At 52.9% G+C, this 17,394-nt stretch carries 17 protein-coding genes; 12 read left to right on the plus strand and 5 right to left on the minus strand.

The genetic code is table 11. From position 1 onward, the window contains the following. Positions 1–86: 86 nt before the first annotated feature. The 9 genes from xthA (at position 87) to ynjE (ending at position 8,433) form a co-directional block, all read left to right on the plus strand. Entirely contained in the window at positions 87–893 is an 807-nt protein-coding gene (xthA, locus tag A9587_RS02985) for an exodeoxyribonuclease III (RefSeq protein WP_000673938.1), read from the plus strand. 166 nt (positions 894–1,059) lie between these two features. Continuing rightward, positions 1,060–1,770, plus strand: coding sequence for a TVP38/TMEM64 family protein (locus A9587_RS02990; protein ID WP_016242631.1), 711 nt, complete (start codon positions 1,060–1,062; stop codon positions 1,768–1,770). Between the two features lie 4 nt (positions 1,771–1,774). Beyond that, positions 1,775–2,452, plus strand: a complete 678-nt coding sequence (gene ydjY / locus A9587_RS02995) for a lipoprotein YdjY (RefSeq protein WP_016248649.1) — start codon at positions 1,775–1,777, stop codon at positions 2,450–2,452. Between the two features lie 14 nt (positions 2,453–2,466). Beyond that, positions 2,467–3,174: a TVP38/TMEM64 family protein gene (locus A9587_RS03000; RefSeq protein ID WP_016248648.1), complete on the plus strand. Its 708-nt coding sequence runs from the start codon at positions 2,467–2,469 to the stop codon at positions 3,172–3,174. Then, a complete protein-coding gene (locus A9587_RS03005; RefSeq protein ID WP_000524099.1) occupies positions 3,174–3,722 on the plus strand; it encodes a carboxymuconolactone decarboxylase family protein in 549 nt (182 codons plus the stop codon). The genes A9587_RS03000 and A9587_RS03005 overlap by 1 nt, the downstream gene beginning before the upstream one ends. 9 nt (positions 3,723–3,731) lie before the next feature. Next, positions 3,732–4,898, plus strand: a complete 1,167-nt coding sequence (locus A9587_RS03010) for an ABC transporter substrate-binding protein (protein ID WP_016248647.1) — start codon at positions 3,732–3,734, stop codon at positions 4,896–4,898. Then, positions 4,871–6,406, plus strand: a complete 1,536-nt coding sequence (locus A9587_RS03015) for a thiamine ABC transporter permease (protein ID WP_105263218.1) — start codon at positions 4,871–4,873, stop codon at positions 6,404–6,406. Before A9587_RS03010 ends, A9587_RS03015 begins: the two co-directional genes overlap by 28 nt. Continuing rightward, positions 6,406–7,059, plus strand: a complete 654-nt coding sequence (locus tag A9587_RS03020) for an ATP-binding cassette domain-containing protein (protein WP_085448844.1) — start codon at positions 6,406–6,408, stop codon at positions 7,057–7,059. Before A9587_RS03015 ends, A9587_RS03020 begins: the two co-directional genes overlap by 1 nt. Positions 7,060–7,125: 66 nt before the next feature. Next, the gene (ynjE, locus tag A9587_RS03025) at positions 7,126–8,433 is read left to right on the plus strand and encodes a thiosulfate sulfurtransferase YnjE (protein ID WP_010376084.1); all 1,308 of its coding nucleotides are present in this window, start codon (positions 7,126–7,128) and stop codon (positions 8,431–8,433) included. Between the two features lie 8 nt (positions 8,434–8,441). Here the strand turns inward: ynjE and A9587_RS03030 are convergent, their stop codons facing one another. Then, complete coding sequence (locus A9587_RS03030; protein WP_105263219.1) at positions 8,442–9,062, minus strand: CDP-alcohol phosphatidyltransferase family protein; 621 nt, start codon at positions 9,060–9,062, stop codon at positions 8,442–8,444. Positions 9,063–9,148: 86 nt separating this feature from the next. On the opposite strand from A9587_RS03030, the gene A9587_RS03035 reads away from it, so the two are divergent. Next, entirely contained in the window at positions 9,149–9,562 is a 414-nt protein-coding gene (locus A9587_RS03035; protein WP_000781858.1) for a pyrimidine (deoxy)nucleoside triphosphate diphosphatase, read from the plus strand. On the opposite strand, the gene A9587_RS03040 is transcribed toward A9587_RS03035, so the two are convergent. After that, positions 9,522–9,794 carry a YnjH family protein gene (locus A9587_RS03040; protein ID WP_000085224.1) on the minus strand — a complete coding sequence of 91 codons (273 nt, stop codon included), beginning with the start codon at positions 9,792–9,794 and terminating at the stop codon, positions 9,522–9,524. The two genes, A9587_RS03035 and A9587_RS03040, sit on opposite strands and share 41 nt — an antisense overlap. Positions 9,795–10,125: 331 nt before the next feature. On the opposite strand from A9587_RS03040, the gene gdhA reads away from it, so the two are divergent. Then, positions 10,126–11,469: an NADP-specific glutamate dehydrogenase gene (gene gdhA / locus A9587_RS03050; protein WP_000373052.1), complete on the plus strand. Its 1,344-nt coding sequence runs from the start codon at positions 10,126–10,128 to the stop codon at positions 11,467–11,469. A 165-nt stretch (positions 11,470–11,634) separates the two neighbouring features. Here gdhA and topB read toward each other — a convergent pair whose 3' ends face one another. From topB to A9587_RS03070, 3 genes are all read right to left on the minus strand, one after another. Beyond that, positions 11,635–13,590: a DNA topoisomerase III gene (gene topB / locus A9587_RS03055; protein ID WP_016248644.1), complete on the minus strand. Its 1,956-nt coding sequence runs from the start codon at positions 13,588–13,590 to the stop codon at positions 11,635–11,637. A 4-nt stretch (positions 13,591–13,594) separates the two neighbouring features. Then, complete coding sequence (gene selD / locus A9587_RS03060) at positions 13,595–14,638, minus strand: selenide, water dikinase SelD (protein ID WP_001516286.1); 1,044 nt, start codon at positions 14,636–14,638, stop codon at positions 13,595–13,597. A 116-nt stretch (positions 14,639–14,754) separates the two neighbouring features. Beyond that, positions 14,755–15,306 carry an NAD(P)H nitroreductase gene (locus tag A9587_RS03070; protein WP_000339299.1) on the minus strand — a complete coding sequence of 184 codons (552 nt, stop codon included), beginning with the start codon at positions 15,304–15,306 and terminating at the stop codon, positions 14,755–14,757. A gap of 161 nt (positions 15,307–15,467) precedes the next feature. On the opposite strand from A9587_RS03070, the gene sppA reads away from it, so the two are divergent. Further along, positions 15,468–17,324, plus strand: a complete 1,857-nt coding sequence (sppA, locus tag A9587_RS03080; RefSeq protein WP_001259890.1) for a signal peptide peptidase SppA — start codon at positions 15,468–15,470, stop codon at positions 17,322–17,324. Positions 17,325–17,394: the final 70 nt, after the last annotated feature.

Below are 17,394 nucleotides of genomic sequence, written 5' to 3' on the forward strand. Positions count from 1 at the left end.
GATCAAATCACTTAACAACGGGCGGTAAGTGCAGCGAATTTCTGCTACCATCCACGCACTCTTAATATGAATAAACGGCAGCGACTATGAAATTTGTCTCTTTTAATATCAACGGTCTGCGCGCCAGACCTCACCAACTTGAAGCCATCGTCGAAAAGCACCAACCGGATGTGATTGGTCTGCAGGAGACAAAAGTTCATGACGATATGTTTCCGCTCGAAGAGGTGGCAAAGCTCGGCTACAACGTGTTTTATCACGGGCAGAAAGGCCATTATGGCGTGGCGCTGCTGACCAAAGAGACGCCGATTGCTGTGCGTCGCGGCTTCCCGGGCGACGGCGAAGAGGCTCAACGGCGGATTATTATGGCAGAAATCCCCTCGCCGCTGGGCAATGTCACCGTGATCAACGGCTACTTCCCACAGGGCGAAAGCCGCGACCATCCAATTAAATTCCCGGCAAAAGCGCAGTTCTACCAGAACCTGCAAAACTATCTGGAAACTGAGCTTAAGCGCGATAATCCGGTGCTGATTATGGGCGATATGAACATCAGCCCCACCGACCTGGATATCGGCATTGGCGAAGAGAACCGCAAACGCTGGCTGCGTACCGGTAAATGCTCCTTCCTGCCGGAAGAACGCGAATGGATGGACAGACTGATCGGCTGGGGGCTGGTAGATACCTTCCGTCACGCTAATCCGGAAACAGCAGATCGCTTTTCGTGGTTTGATTACCGCTCAAAAGGTTTTGACGATAACCGTGGTCTGCGTATCGACCTGCTGCTCGCCAGCCAGCCGTTGGCGGAATGCTGCGTAGAAACCGGCATCGACTATGAAATCCGCAGTATGGAAAAACCGTCAGATCACGCACCTGTGTGGGCGACCTTCCGCCGCTAATTTATCTGCTCTCCTGACCCGCACGAGGTCAGGAGAATTAACCTTGAGAAAAATCAACAAACTGTCAGTAATGATTTGTTGCCTGCCGTCCTTTGTTATACCGTCACTGCGTTTTTAGTTGTCTGACCACTTCTCTATTATCAAGTTTGATATAGGAAACTCTACGATGAACGCTGAGCGTAAATTTCTTTTTGCCTGTCTGCTTTTTGCACTGATAATTTACGCTATCCACGCTTTCGGTTTATTCGATCTGGTCACCGATTTACCCCACTTACAAACGCTCATTCGCCAGAGCGGATTTTTCGGTTATAGCCTCTATATTCTGTTATTCATTATCGCTACCCTCTTTCTGTTACCCGGTAGCGTACTGGTGATCGCCGGTGGAATAGTCTTTGGCCCGTTGTTGGGAACGCTACTTTCGTTAATTGCCGCTACGCTGGCCTCGTCGTGCTCATTCCTGCTGGCGCGCTGGCTGGGGCGTGACTTGCTGCTGAAATACGTCGGTCATAGCCATACTTTTCAGGCTATTGAAAAAGGTATTGCGCGTAATGGTATCGATTTTCTTATTCTGACCCGCTTAATCCCGCTGTTTCCTTACAATATTCAAAATTACGCTTACGGATTAACTGCTATAGCCTTCTGGCCTTTTACCCTTATTTCGGCATTAACTACCCTGCCTGGGATTATTATTTATACCGTGATGGCCAGCGATCTCGCCCGTGAAGGCATTACCGTGCACTTTATTTTAAACCTCTGTCTGGCTGGACTGACGCTGTTTATTCTCGTCCAACTCGCCAAACGCTACGCCCGCTTTAAACACGTGGATCTGACTGCTTCTGACAGCCAACCGCTTACTCACCCTAAAAACGAAGGATAGAACGATGTTGCAACAATATTCAGTGTCATGGAAAAAAGGACTGGCTGCGCTGTGTTTACTGGCAGCGGCAGGGCTTAGCGGCTGTGATCAAAAAGAGAATACCGAGGCCAAAGTGGAATACGATGGGCTTTCGGCCAGTGAGCCACTGCGCGTCGATACACAGGCACATACGGTAACTATGCTGGTGCAAATTAATGGTCGTTTCCTCACCGACGATACCCGTCACGGCATTGTGTTTAAAGACGGCTCCAACGGGCATAAATCACTGTTTATGGGATATGCCACCCCGAAAGCATTTTATGACGCTCTGAAACAGGCCGGTGGCACACCGGGCGAAAATATGACTATGGATAACAAAGAAGCTACCCATGTTGCAGGCAGCAAACTGGATATTTCGGTGAACTGGCAAGGGGCGGCAAAAGCGTATTCCTTCGATGAAGTGATTGTTGATAGTAATGGCAAGAAACTGGACATGCGCTTTGGTGGCAATTTAGCGGCGGCAGAAGAGAAAAAAACCGGTTGTCTGGTGTGCCTGGATAGCTGCCCGGTCGGTATTGTCAGCAATGCGACATACACTTATGGTGCGGTGGAAAAACGTGGCGAAGTGAAATTCAAAGGCAATGCGTCAGTTCTCCCGGCAGATAGCACGCTGGCAACGGTGACCTTTAAAATCACAGAATAAAACATGGATAAAGGATGATGAAGATGCATTCGCGTAAAATCTGGTACTACCGTACAGCCATCATCATCCTGTTGTTCGCTACGCTGCTCGCATGGGCGCTGGTTCCCGGCGTCCATGACTTTATCAACCGCAGCCTTGCGGCGTTTGCCGCTGTGGACCAACAGGGTATAGAACGATTTATTCAGTCTTACGGCACACTGGCGGCAGTTGTCTCATTCTTGTTGATGATTTTGCAGGCCATTGCCGCACCGCTGCCTGCGTTTTTGATCACCTTTGCCAATGCGTCGCTGTTTGGCGCGTTCTGGGGGGGCTTGCTGTCGTGGACCAGTTCGATGGCGGGTGCGGCGCTGTGCTTTTTTATCGCCAGAGTGATGGGCCGCGAAGTAGTGGAAAAGTTAACCGGTAAAACCGTGCTCGATAGCATGGACGGTTTTTTCACTCGCTACGGCAAACATACCATCCTGGTATGTCGGTTATTGCCTTTTGTCCCTTTTGATCCAATCAGCTATGCTGCCGGCCTGACATCAATACGTTTTCGTCCGTTTTTTATCGCCACCGGGCTTGGTCAGTTACCCGCAACCATTGTCTATTCCTGGGCGGGCAGCATGTTAACGGGCGGCACATTCTGGTTTGTTACCGGACTGTTTATCCTGTTTGCCCTGACTGTGGTGATTTTCATGGCGAAAAAAATATGGTTTGAGCGCCAGAAGAGGAATGTCTGATGGGTTTACCGCCGCTTAGCAAAATTCCTTTAATTTTACGTCCGCAGGCGTGGCTACATCGTCGCCATTACGGTGAGGTGCTAAGTCCGATTCGCTGGTGGGGGCGGATCCCATTTATTTTCTATCTGGTGTCGATGTTTGTCGGCTGGCTGGAGCGCAAACGCTCCCCGCTCGATCCGGTGGTGCGATCGCTTGTCAGCGCGCGCATTGCGCAAATGTGCCTGTGTGAGTTTTGCGTAGACATCACCAGCATGAAAGTCGCTGAACGAACCGGCAGCACCGATAAACTGCTGGCGGTGGCCGACTGGCGGCAAAGCCCGCTGTTCAGCGATGAGGAGCGGCTGGCGCTGGAATACGCCGAAGCCGCCAGCGTTACGCCGCCAACGGTAGATGATGCCCTGCGCACCCGACTGGCAGCCCATTTTGACGCTCAGGCGCTCACCGAACTGACGGCATTAATCGGCCTGCAAAACCTGTCGGCCCGTTTTAATTCTGCTATGGCCATTCCCGCCCAGGGACTGTGCCGACTTCCTGAAAAACGTTCTTAAGGAGAAATGATGCGCCATTGTGGGTGGTTGCTGGGACTGTTATCGCTGTTTTCTTTGGCAACACATGCCAGTGACTGGCAGGAAACTAAGAACGACGCCAAAGGGCAAATCGTCTGGTTTAACGCCTGGGGCGGCGACACCGCGATTAACCGCTATCTCGACTGGGTCAGCGGTGAGATGAAAACGCATTACGATATAAACCTGAAGATTGTTCGCCTGGCTGATGCCGCTGACGCAGTAAAACGCATTCAGACCGAAGCAGCCGCCGGACGTAAAACGGGCGGCTCGGTAGATCTCTTGTGGGTAAATGGTGAAAATTTCCGCACGTTAAAAGAGGCGAATTTGCTGCAAACCGGCTGGGCGGAAACATTACCTAACTGGCGTTATGTCGACACGCAACTACCTGTACGGGAAGATTTTTCTGTCGCTACCGAGGGGGCAGAATCCCCCTGGGGCGGCGCACAACTTACGTTTATCGCTCGCCGCGATCTGACACCACAACCACCGAAAACACCGCAAGCCTTGCTGGAGTTTGCCAAAGCCAATCCAGGCGCAGTTACCTATCCACGCCCACCAGACTTTACCGGCACAGCATTTCTTGAACAGTTGTTGATTATGCTGACGCCAGATCCCGCTGCATTAAAAGAAGCGCCGAACGATGCTACTTTCGCCCAGATTACTGCACCGCTGTGGCAGTATCTCGATGCGCTGCATCCGTATTTGTGGCGCGAAGGAAAGGATTTCCCCCCTTCGCCCGCGCGAATGGATGCCCTGCTGAAATCCGGCACATTGCGCCTGTCGCTGACCTTTAACCCCGCTCATGCCCGGCAAAAAATAGCCAGTGGCGATTTGCCAGCGAGCAGTTACAGCTTTGGCTTTAGCGAGGGAATGATTGGCAACGTGCATTTCGTCACCATTCCTGCCAACGCCAGTGCCAGTGCTGCGGCGAAGGTGGTCGCCAACTTCCTGCTCTCACCCGAAGCGCAACTGCGTAAAGCGGATCCTGCGGTCTGGGGCGATCCTTCTGTTCTTGATCCACAAAAACTGCCTGCCGGGCAGCGCGAAACATTACAATCAAGAATGCCGCAGGATCTGCCGCCAGTACTGGCGGAACCGCATGCTGGTTGGGTAAATGTGCTGGAACAAGAATGGCTACGCCGTTACGGTACGCATTAATTTTATTGCTGTGGGTGGTGATGGCGGTGATTTACGCACCGCTGATCCCGGCAGCGCTCACGCTGATAACGCCTGCCTTGTCGTTGACACACTGGCAGGCGTTATTTGCCGATCCGCAGTTATCACAGGCAATACTGGCAACGCTGGTGTCGACAACTATCGCGGCGGTAGGTGCGTTGTTGATTGCCCTGCTGGTGATTGTGGCGCTGTGGCCTGGCGCGAAATGGCTGCATTTGTGCGCCCGTCTGCCGTGGCTGCTCGCCATCCCCCACGTCGCTTTTGCCACCAGCGTCCTGCTACTGTTTGCCGAAGGCGGCCTGGTTTATCAGTTTTTCCCTTTCCTCACTCCGCCGACAGACAGATTGGGTATCGGTCTGGGCATTACTCTGGCGGTGAAAGAAAGCGCATTTCTGCTGTGGATTTTGGCGGCAGTATTGAGTGAAAAAAGGCTGTTGCAACAAGTCATCGTGCTGGATTCACTGGGCTACAGCCGCTGGCAATGCCTGAACTGGCTGCTGTTACCCTCAGTCGCTCCCGCACTGGCAATGGCGATGCTGGCAATTGTGGCCTGGTCGCTATCGGTCGTGGATATCGCAATTATCCTTGGGCCGGGTAATCCACCGACGCTGGCGGTAATTAGCTGGCAGTGGTTAACCCAGGGCGACACCGATCAACAGATAAAAGGCGCACTTGCCAGCCTGCTGCTGATGCTGTTACTCGCCACCTGTGTTTTGCTGGGCTATCTTTTATGGCGCACCTGGCGGCGCACAATTCCCCGCAAAGATGGCGTTCGCAAACCAGCCACGCCTTTATTGCCCGGTAGTACGCTGGCGAGATTATTACCATTAACTGGCGTGCTCTGTGTGGTTCTGCTGGCGATCCTTGCAGATCAATCGACGATCAATGACGAGGCGCTATTCAATAGCCTGACGATGGGACTGGCAACGACATTCATCGCTTTGATCCTATTACTGCTGTGGCTGGAATGGGGAGCAAAGCGTCGCCAGTTGTGGTTATGGCTGCCCATTTTATTACCAGCGCTGCCGCTGGTGGCAGGCCAGTACACGCTGGCGCTGTGTTTACATCTGGATGGCTGCTGGGCTGTGGTGGTGTGGGGACATCTGCTGTGGGTGATGCCGTGGATGTTGTTTATCCTGCAACCGGCCTGGCGGCGTATTGACTCACGGTTAATTCTGATTGCCCAAACGCTGGGTTGGTCGCGAGGCAAAATATTCTTTTACGTGAAATGCCCGCTCATGCTGCGTCCTGCGCTTATTGCCTTCGCTGTCGGATTTTCAGTCAGCATTGCGCAATATATGCCGACGCTGTGGCTGGGCGCGGGGCGCTTCCCGACGCTGACGACTGAAGCAGTGGCGTTAAGCAGTGGCGGCAGCAACGGTATCCTCGCCGCTCAGGCTTTATGGCAACTGCTATTACCACTTATTATTTTTGCCCTTACCGCCCTGCTTGCAAAATGGGTAGGTTTTGCCAGACAAGGACTCCGTTAATGCTCTGCGTAAAAGATGTTTCGCTACGTTTGCCTGAAACCTGCTTACTGGAAAACGTTAATTTCACAGTCAATAAAGGTGACGTTGTCACGTTAATGGGCCCGTCTGGCTGCGGAAAATCTACGCTGTTTTCCTGGATGATTGGCGCACTGGCGGGACAATTTTCTTGCACCGGTGAACTATGGCTCAATGAGCAACGCCTCGACACCCTGCCCACCGCCCGGCGTCAGATTGGTATTCTTTTCCAGGATGCGCTGTTGTTTGATCAGTTCAGCGTTGGACAAAATTTACTACTGGCACTACCGTCAACGCTCAAAGGTGCCGCAAGACGCAATGCAGTGGATGATGCGCTTGAGCGTGCGGGACTTGGCGGAACTTTCCGTCAGGATCCGGCCACGCTGTCTGGTGGCCAACGTGCGCGGGTGGCTCTGCTGCGCGCCCTTCTCGCCCAGCCAAAGGCATTATTGCTTGATGAACCGTTCAGCCGTCTTGACGTAGCTCTGCGCGATAATTTTCGTCAGTGGGTATTCAATGAAGTCCGCGAACTGGCGATCCCCGTCGTTCAAGTCACCCACGATTTTCAGGATGTTCCTGCCAATAGTCCCGTTCTGGATATGGCTCAGTGGTCAGAAAATTACAACAAACTGCGATAACGCAAAGTTTTTCCCGATCCGTCAGTTCAGAATGGCGCACTCAAAACTACAATGTCGGGATTTTCGATGAAACGTGTTTCTCAAATGACCGCGCTGGCAATGGCTTTAGGGCTGGCTTGCGCTTCTTCGTGGGCCGCTGAACTGGCGAAGCCTCTTACACTTGACCAGCTTCAACAACAAAATGGCGCAGCAATAGATACCCGCCCCAGCGCGTTTTATAACGGCTGGCCACAAACCTTAAATGGCCCTTCCGGCCATGAACCTGCCGCCTTAAACCTTTCTGCAAGCTGGCTCGACAAAATGAGCACTGAACAGCTCAACGCGTGGATTACGCAACATAACCTGAAAGCCGATGCGCCGGTGGCGTTATACGGTAATGACAAAGACGTCGAAGCCGTTAAAACGCGTCTGCAAAAAGCAGGCTTTACGCATATCTCCATCTTGAGTGGCGCGCTAAGCGAACCTTCCCGTCTGCAAAAATTGCCGCACTTTGAGCAACTGGTTTACCCGCAATGGCTGCATGACCTGCAACAAGGCAAAGAAGTTACGGCGAAACCTGCGGGTGACTGGAAAGTGATCGAAGCAGCATGGGGCGCTCCGAAACTTTACCTCCTCAGCCATATTCCTGGTGCCGATTACATTGACACCAACGAAGTGGAAAGCGAACCACTGTGGAATAAAGTCTCTGACGAACAACTTAAAGCAATGCTGGCAAAACATGGCATTCGTCATGACACCACAGTAATTCTGTACGGGCGTGACGTTTACGCCGCCGCACGCGTGGCGCAGATTATGCTCTACGCTGGCGTGAAAGATGTGCGCTTGCTGGACGGTGGTTGGCAAACCTGGTCTGATGCGGGTCTGCCCGTTGAACGCGGTACGCCACCGACAGTGAAACCCGAACCTGACTTCGGCGTGAAGATCCCGGCGCAACCGCAACTGATGCTCGATATGGAACAGGCGCGCGGTCTGCTGCATCGCCAGGATGCGTCACTGGTCAGCATTCGTTCATGGGCTGAATTTATCGGCACCACCAGCGGCTATGACTACATCAAGCCAAAAGGTGATATCCCTGGCGCACGTTGGGGTCATGCGGGCAGCGACTCAACGCATATGGAAGATTTCCATAACCCAGACGGCACTATGCGTACTGCGGATGACATCACAGCGATGTGGAAAGAATGGAACATCCTGCCGGATCAACAAGTCTCGTTCTACTGCGGCACCGGCTGGCGCGCATCAGAAACCTTTATGTATGCGCGGGCAATGGGCTGGAATAATGTCTCTGTTTACGACGGTGGTTGGTACGAATGGAGCAGCGATCCGAAAAACCCGGTAGCAACCGGTGAACGCGGCCCGGACAGTAGCAAATAACACTGCAATTACTGACGCTGAAGCCCCTTCAGCGTCAGATACCCACTCCACACCCGTGTAAATGTCGTCATCCAGCACAGCGTGCCAAATATCCACGCAAACCACGGGAAATACGCTGGAAAGAGGCAACTCAGAACAAACAGCAAAATCGTCTCGCTGCCTTCAGTTAATCCCCCCAGATAGTAAAACGATTTGTGCGCATAACCGGGGTTATCAATCTGATGCTTCGCCGCCAGCGCAGCAAAAGCAAGAAAACTGCTGCCCGTGCCGATAAACGCAAACAGCAGCCAGCCGCCCGCCAGCGCATTTTGTTCTGGTGCCGCGAGAATAAAGCCAAACGGCACCAGCGCATAAAAGAGAAAATCGAGAGAAATATCAAGAAAACCGCCTGCGTCAGTTAATCCTCTACGCCGCGCCAGCGCGCCATCAAGACCATCAAGTAATCTGTTCAGCAAAATGGCGATCAGCGCAGGCAGATACCAGCCCAACGCCAGAAACGGCAGTGCCAGCACACCAACAGCAAACCCGACTAACGTTAAACCATCTGGCGTGATGCCGGGTTTATCAAGCACCTGCACGCATTGATGCAGAAAAGGTTTAATCCGGGGGTGAAGATGGCGGTCTAACACGGGCACTCCTTAAATATAAAGCCCTTCAGCTCGGGCAACACTGCGGATATTATGGCATTTTTCGCTTATCTGCCTGTGGGTAATTTATGAAAATGATTGATGTTGTTGCCGCCATTATCGAACGGGATAGCAAAATTTTACTCGCACAGCGCCCCGCTCATAGCGATCAGGCGGGGTTATGGGAGTTTGCAGGTGGCAAAGTCGAGCCGGATGAAAGCCAGCCGCAGGCGCTGGTGCGGGAATTGCGCGAAGAACTCGGCATCGAAGCTACTGTCGGTGTTTACGTTGCCAGCCATCAGAAGGAAGTGTCTGGCCGGATTATCCATCTTCATGCCTGGCACGTACCGGACTTCCACGGTACGTGCCAGGCACTCGAACATCAGGCGCTGGTCTGGTGTTCGCCAGAAGAGGCTTTGCAATATCCGCTGGCCCCTGCTGATATTCCACTTTTACAGGCGTTTATGGCTTTACGCGCCGCCAGACCAGCGGATTGGTGCTAATGGTTTTGTCATCCCGCTGGCATTGCAGCAATATCCCCTCCGCTTTAATCACTGCCCCCTCCGAATAGTTTTGATCCTGATAAACGCAGCACTGGTTACAGGGCTGCACCGATTGTCCGCCAGAACTAAACACCTCCGGCGGCACATTCACCTCTACATCCGGACGATATTGCGGGTTGGCCAGCGCAAAGAATGGAAATGCCAATGTTACGGCGAATAATGCTCTACTCACAGGAAACTCCTTATATTCGTTGTCTCTGCTACTGATAACGGTAACCGGGCAGAAAAACTTTAGCGTCTGGTTGCCGGATGCGACGTGCACGTCTTATCCGCCTCGAACCACTCTTGAAAATGCGCACGGTTTTCCAGGTCTGATAAAACGCACCAGAGTCACAGCAAACATTAGGTGACGTTTATAAAACCCGCAGATCATTAATTTGCTTTCCTGCGTCATTTTTTTCTTGCTTACCGTCACATTCTTGATGGTATAGTCGAAAACTGCAGAAGCATCTAAAACAAACAACACCAGCACAATCGTATTAATATATAAGGGTTTTATATCTATGGATCAGACATATTCTCTGGAGTCATTCCTCAACCATGTCCAAAAGCGCGACCCGAATCAAACCGAGTTCGCGCAAGCCGTTCGTGAAGTCATGACCACACTCTGGCCTTTTCTTGAACAAAATCCAAAATATCGCCAAATGTCGTTACTGGAGCGCCTGGTTGAACCGGAGCGCGTGATTCAGTTTCGCGTAGTCTGGGTTGACGATCGCAATCAGGTACAGGTTAACCGCGCATGGCGTGTCCAGTTCAGCTCCGCCATCGGCCCGTACAAAGGCGGTATGCGCTTCCATCCTTCAGTAAACCTCTCCATCCTTAAATTCCTCGGCTTCGAACAAACCTTTAAAAATGCTCTGACTACCCTGCCAATGGGCGGTGGTAAAGGTGGTAGCGATTTCGATCCGAAAGGGAAAAGCGAAGGCGAAGTGATGCGTTTCTGCCAGGCGCTGATGACTGAACTGTATCGCCACCTGGGCGCGGATACCGACGTTCCAGCGGGCGATATCGGCGTTGGTGGCCGTGAAGTCGGCTTTATGGCGGGGATGATGAAAAAACTGTCTAACAATACCGCCTGCGTCTTCACCGGTAAGGGGCTTTCTTTTGGCGGCAGTCTGATTCGTCCGGAAGCCACCGGTTACGGTCTGGTTTATTTCACTGAAGCGATGCTGAAACGCCACGGTATGGGTTTTGAAGGAATGCGTGTTTCCGTTTCTGGCTCCGGCAACGTCGCCCAGTACGCTATCGAAAAAGCGATGGAATTTGGCGCTCGCGTGGTTACAGCATCAGACTCCAGCGGCACCGTGGTTGATGAAAGTGGATTTACCAAAGAGAAACTGGCGCGTCTTATCGAAATCAAATCCAGCCGTGATGGTCGCGTTGCGGATTACGCCAAAGAATTTGGTCTGGTCTATCTCGAAGGCCAACAACCGTGGTCTGTGCCGGTTGATATCGCCCTGCCGTGCGCGACCCAGAACGAACTGGATGTTGACGCTGCACATCAGCTTATCGCCAACGGCGTTAAAGCGGTGGCCGAAGGGGCAAATATGCCAACGACCATCGAAGCGACTGAGCTGTTCCAGCAGGCAGGCGTGCTGTTTGCGCCAGGTAAAGCGGCTAATGCAGGTGGCGTTGCAACATCGGGGCTGGAAATGGCGCAAAACGCTGCGCGTCTGGGCTGGAAAGCCGAAAAAGTTGATGCGCGTTTACACCACATTATGCTGGATATCCACCATGCCTGTGTTGAGCATGGCGGTGAAGGTGAGCAAACCAACTACGTGCAGGGCGCGAATATTGCTGGTTTTGTGAAGGTTGCCGATGCGATGCTGGCGCAAGGGGTGATTTAAGTCATCAGGCGTTTGTGCCGGATGCGGCGTGAACGCCTTATCCGGCCTACGAAAACCCTCTGAATCAGAGAACAGCTCTGTAGGCCTGATAAGACGCACAAGCGTCGCATCAGGCATTTGTCCGGGTGCGACGTAAACACCCTGAAAATCTTCAGCATCACGCCTTTATGTTATCGCTCCACTGCCCGCATCTTCCGATGGTGGGCTTTTTTTCGGCGTTCGCTTGCGTGGTGAAGCCTTTTTCTTCTCTTCGCCGCTGCCCGGAGCCACTATGCCGCGAAACTGCCGCACCGGCGTGCGCTTAGCCTGATCAATCAGTTGGTACAGCGTCCCCACCAGCGGCTGCATAAAGTCCTGGTAGCGGCACTGTTTTTCGCTGATTTGCGTCAGCACCGATTCCCAGTGCGCTGTCATGTCCGGTCGCGTCGCCATTTCTGGCAGCGAATGGAATAACGCTTTTCCGGCATCAGTAGAGTGGATGTAGCGCCCTTTTTTGGTCAGGAAGCCGCGCTTGAACAGCAGTTCAATAATCCCCGCGCGGGTCGCTTCTGTGCCCAGACCATCGGTCGCACGAAGGATCTTCTTCAGATCTTTGTCCTGTACAAAGCGCGCAATCCCGGTCATTGCCGAAAGCAGTGTTGCATCGGTGAAATGGCGCGGCGGCTGGGTTTGCCGCTCTACCACTTCGCCCTTCTCGCACAGCAACTCATCGTCTTTTGCCACCACAGGAAGTGGCGTACCGTCGTTTTCTTCGTCACGCTCTTTGCTGCCTAACAGCGTGCGCCAGCCCGCTTCGGCAAGAAAACGTGCTTTTGCAACAAATTTGCCTTTTGCTATGTCCAGTTCGATCACACACTTGCGGAACACCGCGTCCGGGCAGAATTGCATCAGATACTGACGAGCAATCAGACTATAAACCTTCGCTTCGTTCTCCGTCAGGTTGATAGCCGAACTCCGCGCGGTCGGGATGATGGCGTGGTGGGCATCCACCTTTTTGTCATCCCAGCAGCGGTTGCGTAAATCTGGATCAACCACGGGCTGCGGCAGAAGACTCGGCGCATGGACACTGATGGCATTCATCACCGCATGGCGTCCGGCAAAATGTTCCTCCGGCAAATAACGACAATCGGAACGTGGATAGGTAATCAGCTTGTGCGTTTCGTACAATTTCTGACAGATATCAAGCACGTTCTGCGCACTCAGGCCAAAACGTTTTGCCGCTTCAATCTGTAACGTCGAAAGCGAAAATGGCAGCGGCGCGGATTCTGATTCCCGTTTATCGTTATAACTGGTGACAATCGCCGGTTGGCCGCTGATGCGGTTAACGACATGCTCCGCCAGCGGACGATGCAACAAACGCCCCTCTTCATCCTGGTACGGCTCACACGCTTCGCTCGGTTGCCAGATGGCGGTAAACCGCTCATCGGCAGGCGTCACGATATGCGCTTTGACTTCAAAGAAATCTTTCGCCACGAAGTTTTCAATCTCTTCGTCGCGGCGCACCACCAGCCCAAGCACTGGCGTCTGCACGCGCCCAACGGAAAGTACCCCCTGGTAGCCAGCATTACGCCCCAGAATGGTATATGCGCGGGTCATATTAATGCCGTACAACCAGTCGGCACGCGCTCGCGCCAGCGCAGAAACGCACAACGGTACAAACTCACTGTTGGAACGAAGACGATCGATCGCCCGCTCAACCGCCTGCGGGTTCAGGTCGTTGATTAAACAACGCTGAACTTGCTGGCGCTTTTCCGGCGCAAGTTGCAGGTAATCCAGCACTTCATCCACCAGCAATTGCCCTTCACGATCCGGGTCTCCGGCATGAACGATTTCGCTGGCTTCGTGCAGAAAGCGTTTGATGACGTTAAGTTGTTTGGTCACGGAAGGCCGCGGTTGCAATTGCCACTTTTCCGGGACAATCGGCAGATCTGCCAGATTCCAGCGCGCATAGCGGCTGTCGTAGGCGTCTGGCTGCGCCTGCTCAAGCAGGTGACCGATACACCAGGTCACCACCTGACCATTGCCGCATTCGATAAAGCCATCGCCTTTACGGTGCGGTTTGGGCAGGACATCAGCAATAGCGCGCGCCAGACTCGGTTTTTCGGCAATAAATAACCGCATTGAATTAACGGATCTCAACCATGGCACGACCACCGCGCGCAGGCACCAGTTCGCCAATCGCTGTCAGTTCGATACCAAATTCGGCTGCGGTAGCTTTAACTTCGTTTTCCGCCTCTGGCATAACCGCCAGTAGCAGGCCGCCGGAGGTTTGCGGATCGCACAGCAGATCGCGCACTTCGCGTGGCATTTCACCCATCAGATGACCGTAGCTGGCAAAGTTGCGTTCGGTGCCCCCCGGCACAGCGCCCAGCTTAATGTACTCTTCCACGCCCGGCAGTTTCGGGATTGCTTCATAGTCAATGCGCGCCTGCACGCCTGCGCCCTGGCACATTTCGCTTAAATGGCCCAGCAGACCAAAACCGGTAACGTCGGTCATCGCTTTTACGCCTTCAATGTTGGCAAAGGACGCTCCCGCGATATTCATCCGACACATCACTTCCGTCGCCAGTCCCTGATGTTCCGGTTTCAGCAGTGATTTTTTCTCGGCAGTGGTAAGAACACCAATCCCCAGCGGTTTCGTCAGGAACAGTTTACATCCCGCTTGTGCGGTACTGTTTTTCTTCACCCGTTCAGTCGGTACGATCCCCGTCACCGCCAGACCAAAAATCGGTTCCGGCGCGTCGATGGAGTGACCACCGGCCAGCGCGATACCCGCCTGACGGCATGCATAACGGCCACCTTCGGTCACTTCACGGGCAATTTCCGGGGACAGTTTGTTAATCGGCCAGCCGAGGATCGCAATTGCCATAATCGGTTTGCCGCCCATCGCAAAAATATCGCTGATGGCGTTAGTCGCCGCAATGCGACCAAAATCGAAAGGATTATCAACAATCGGCATAAAGAAGTCGGTGGTGCTGATGACGCTGGTGCCATTGCCCAGATCGTACACCGCCGCGTCGTCGCGGGTTTCGTTACCCACAAGCAAATTCGGATCAACAAACTTCGCCTGCTCACTGTGCAGGATGGTTTCCAACACTTTTGGGGAAATTTTACAGCCGCAACCAGCTCCGTGGCTGTATTGGGTCAAACGAATCGAGTTCTCGCTCATGGACATCTCCTGTCAATGCAATCCGGGTATGGTAACCCTCATTCCGTGAAGTGATAAGTGAGAGTGTCTGAATTCCTGCGTCTTTGCTCACAATCCACTCAGTTTCACCGCAATTATCAGAAATAAGTCACAAACGGTGTCGGGTCCGGAACGTTAATTGACGTTGACGCTTTCAACTGCGGTGTGCCGAGGTAGAGAAACCCGACGATTTTATCCTGCTCCCGACAACCGAATGCATCACGTACCACCGGGCTTTCGGTTAACGCCCCACTACGCCAGATCCCGCCAAAGCCCTGGGCAACCGCAGCCATTTGCATTGCCATGACCGCGCAACCGGCAGACATTTCCTGTTCCCAGCGCGGGACTTTATGATTTTCTTCGCATTTCGCCACCACCGTTATGATAAGTGGCGCGCGGAACGGCGCATTACGGGCTTTGTCGATCGCTTTCTCATCACTCCCCGCAGCAACTGCGCCCTGTTCCAGAACGGCGCTGAAACGTTCGCGCCCTTCCCCCTCAATCACAAAAAAATGCCACGGTTGCATGGACTTATGGTCCGGCGCACGCATCCCCGCACGCAGGATGTTTTGCAGTTGCTCACCTGTTGGTGCGGGTTCCGCCAGGCGGGAGGCGCTACGGCGATTGATCAATAGTTCGAGTGCATCCATTTGATTAACTCCTGTCATGATGTTTATTCACAAAATTAACACGAGAGTGGATTTTGTTACAGCACAGGCCGCGATTCCTGCTGACAAGTGCCGGTTGGGTCATTACGATAACCACATCTATTGCACCTGCGACAGGTGTAACTTTTAGTCTGGGAGAATACATGCGAACCCTTTGGCGACTTATTGCCGGATTTTTTAAATGGACGTGGCGTCTACTGAATTTTGTCCGTGAAATGGTACTTAACCTGTTTTTTATTTTTCTCGTGCTTGTTGTCGTGGGTATCTGGATGCAGGTCAGTGGTAGCGATAGCAAAGAAACCGCCAGTCGTGGCGCGTTGCTGCTCGATATCTCCGGCGTGATCGTCGATAAGCCTGACAGTTCGCAGCGGTTTAGCAAGCTGAGCCGTCAGTTACTTGGTGCCAGTTCTGATCGTTTGCAGGAAAACTCACTGTTTGACATTGTAAACACCATTCGCCAGGCAAAAGATGACCGGAACATCACCGGTATCGTGATGGATCTGAAAAACTTCGCGGGCGGCGATCAGCCTTCCATGCAGTACATTGGTAAAGCCCTGAAAGAGTTTCGTGACAGCGGCAAACCGGTTTATGCCATTGGCGAGAACTACAGCCAGGGGCAATATTATCTTGCCAGTTTTGCCAACAAAATCTGGCTATCACCACAAGGCGTGGTTGATCTGCATGGTTTTGCGACCAACGGACTGTATTACAAGTCATTGTTGGATAAGTTAAAAGTTTCCACCCATGTGTTCCGCGTCGGTACGTATAAATCTGCCGTTGAGCCGTTTATTCGTGATGATATGTCACCGGCAGCCCGCGAGGCTGACAGCCGCTGGATTGGTGAGCTGTGGCAAAACTATCTCAACACTGTGGCTGCTAATCGTCAGATCACCGCCCAGCAAGTATTCCCTGGCGCACAAGGGGTGCTTGATGGCTTAACCAAAACCGGTGGCGATACCGCGAAGTACGCGCTGGATAACAAACTGGTCGATGCACTGGCATCAAGTGCCGAAATCGAAAAAGCCCTGACCAAAGAGTTCGGCTGGAGTAAGGCGGATAAAAATTATCGCGCCATCAGTTATTACGATTATGCTTTGAAAACTCCGGCAGATACCGGCGACAGCATCGGTGTCGTCTTCGCAAATGGCGCAATTATGGATGGCGAAGAAACCCAGGGTAATGTTGGCGGCGACACAACCGCAGCGCAAATCCGCGACGCTCGTCTTGACCCGAAAGTGAAAGCGATTGTTCTGCGTGTTAATAGCCCTGGCGGCAGCGTTACTGCGTCTGAAGTGATTCGATCTGAACTGGCAGCAGCCCGAGCGGCTGGCAAGCCTGTGGTTGTATCGATGGGCGGCATGGCGGCATCTGGTGGTTACTGGATCTCCACGCCGGCCAATTACATTGTGGCTAATCCCAGCACTCTGACCGGTTCTATCGGTATCTTCGGCGTGATCACTACCGTAGAAAACAGTCTGGATTCGATTGGTGTACATACTGATGGCGTTTCAACCTCACCTCTGGCGGATGTTTCCATTACTAAAGCACTGCCGCCGGAAGCGCAGCAGATGATGCAGTTAAGCATTGAGAACGGTTATAAACGCTTCATCACGCTGGTTGCGGATTCGCGTAACTCGACGCCAGAGCAGATCGATAAAATCGCTCAGGGCCACGTCTGGACTGGTCAGGATGCGAAAGCTAACGGTCTGGTCGATAGTCTCGGTGATTTCGATGATGCAGTTGCCAAAGCGGCAGAACTGGCCAAAATGAAACAGTGGCATCTGGAATATTACGTCGATGAACCAACCTTCTTCGACAAAGTGATGGACAACATGTCAGGTTCTGTACGGGCGATGTTGCCAGATACGCTCCAGGCTATGTTGCCTGCACCGCTGGCCTCGGTGGCTTCAACCGTTAAAAGCGAAAGCGACAAGCTGGCGGCCTTTAACGATCCGCAAAACCGTTACGCGTTTTGCCTGACCTGCGCCAACGTGCGGTAATCCCTGCAAATATGTGGCCGATATGCTGTCGGCCACACTCCTGAACCGGACTGTCTTTCACTTCCTCTCT

The sequence above is a fragment of the Escherichia sp. MOD1-EC6162 genome, assembly GCF_002965125.1.
Lineage (GTDB): Bacteria > Pseudomonadota > Gammaproteobacteria > Enterobacterales > Enterobacteriaceae > Escherichia > Escherichia marmotae.

Excerpts from the sequence above, each read along its gene's own strand:
- xthA (WP_000673938.1), top strand. The coding sequence starts at position 87 with ATGAAATTTGTCTCTTTTAATATCAACGGTCTGCGCGCCAGACCTCAC.
- A9587_RS02990 (WP_016242631.1), top strand. The coding sequence starts at position 1,060 with ATGAACGCTGAGCGTAAATTTCTTTTTGCCTGTCTGCTTTTTGCACTG.
- ydjY (WP_016248649.1), top strand. The coding sequence starts at position 1,775 with ATGTTGCAACAATATTCAGTGTCATGGAAAAAAGGACTGGCTGCGCTG.
- A9587_RS03000 (WP_016248648.1), top strand. The coding sequence starts at position 2,467 with ATGATGAAGATGCATTCGCGTAAAATCTGGTACTACCGTACAGCCATC.
- A9587_RS03005 (WP_000524099.1), top strand. The coding sequence starts at position 3,174 with ATGGGTTTACCGCCGCTTAGCAAAATTCCTTTAATTTTACGTCCGCAG.
- A9587_RS03010 (WP_016248647.1), top strand. The coding sequence starts at position 3,732 with ATGCGCCATTGTGGGTGGTTGCTGGGACTGTTATCGCTGTTTTCTTTG.
- A9587_RS03015 (WP_105263218.1), top strand. The coding sequence starts at position 4,871 with ATGGCTACGCCGTTACGGTACGCATTAATTTTATTGCTGTGGGTGGTG.
- A9587_RS03020 (WP_085448844.1), top strand. The coding sequence starts at position 6,406 with ATGCTCTGCGTAAAAGATGTTTCGCTACGTTTGCCTGAAACCTGCTTA.
- ynjE (WP_010376084.1), top strand. The coding sequence starts at position 7,126 with ATGAAACGTGTTTCTCAAATGACCGCGCTGGCAATGGCTTTAGGGCTG.
- A9587_RS03035 (WP_000781858.1), top strand. The coding sequence starts at position 9,149 with ATGAAAATGATTGATGTTGTTGCCGCCATTATCGAACGGGATAGCAAA.
- gdhA (WP_000373052.1), top strand. The coding sequence starts at position 10,126 with ATGGATCAGACATATTCTCTGGAGTCATTCCTCAACCATGTCCAAAAG.
- topB (WP_016248644.1), bottom strand. The coding sequence starts at position 13,590 with ATGCGGTTATTTATTGCCGAAAAACCGAGTCTGGCGCGCGCTATTGCT.
- selD (WP_001516286.1), bottom strand. The coding sequence starts at position 14,638 with ATGAGCGAGAACTCGATTCGTTTGACCCAATACAGCCACGGAGCTGGT.
- A9587_RS03070 (WP_000339299.1), bottom strand. The coding sequence starts at position 15,306 with ATGGATGCACTCGAACTATTGATCAATCGCCGTAGCGCCTCCCGCCTG.
- sppA (WP_001259890.1), top strand. The coding sequence starts at position 15,468 with ATGCGAACCCTTTGGCGACTTATTGCCGGATTTTTTAAATGGACGTGG.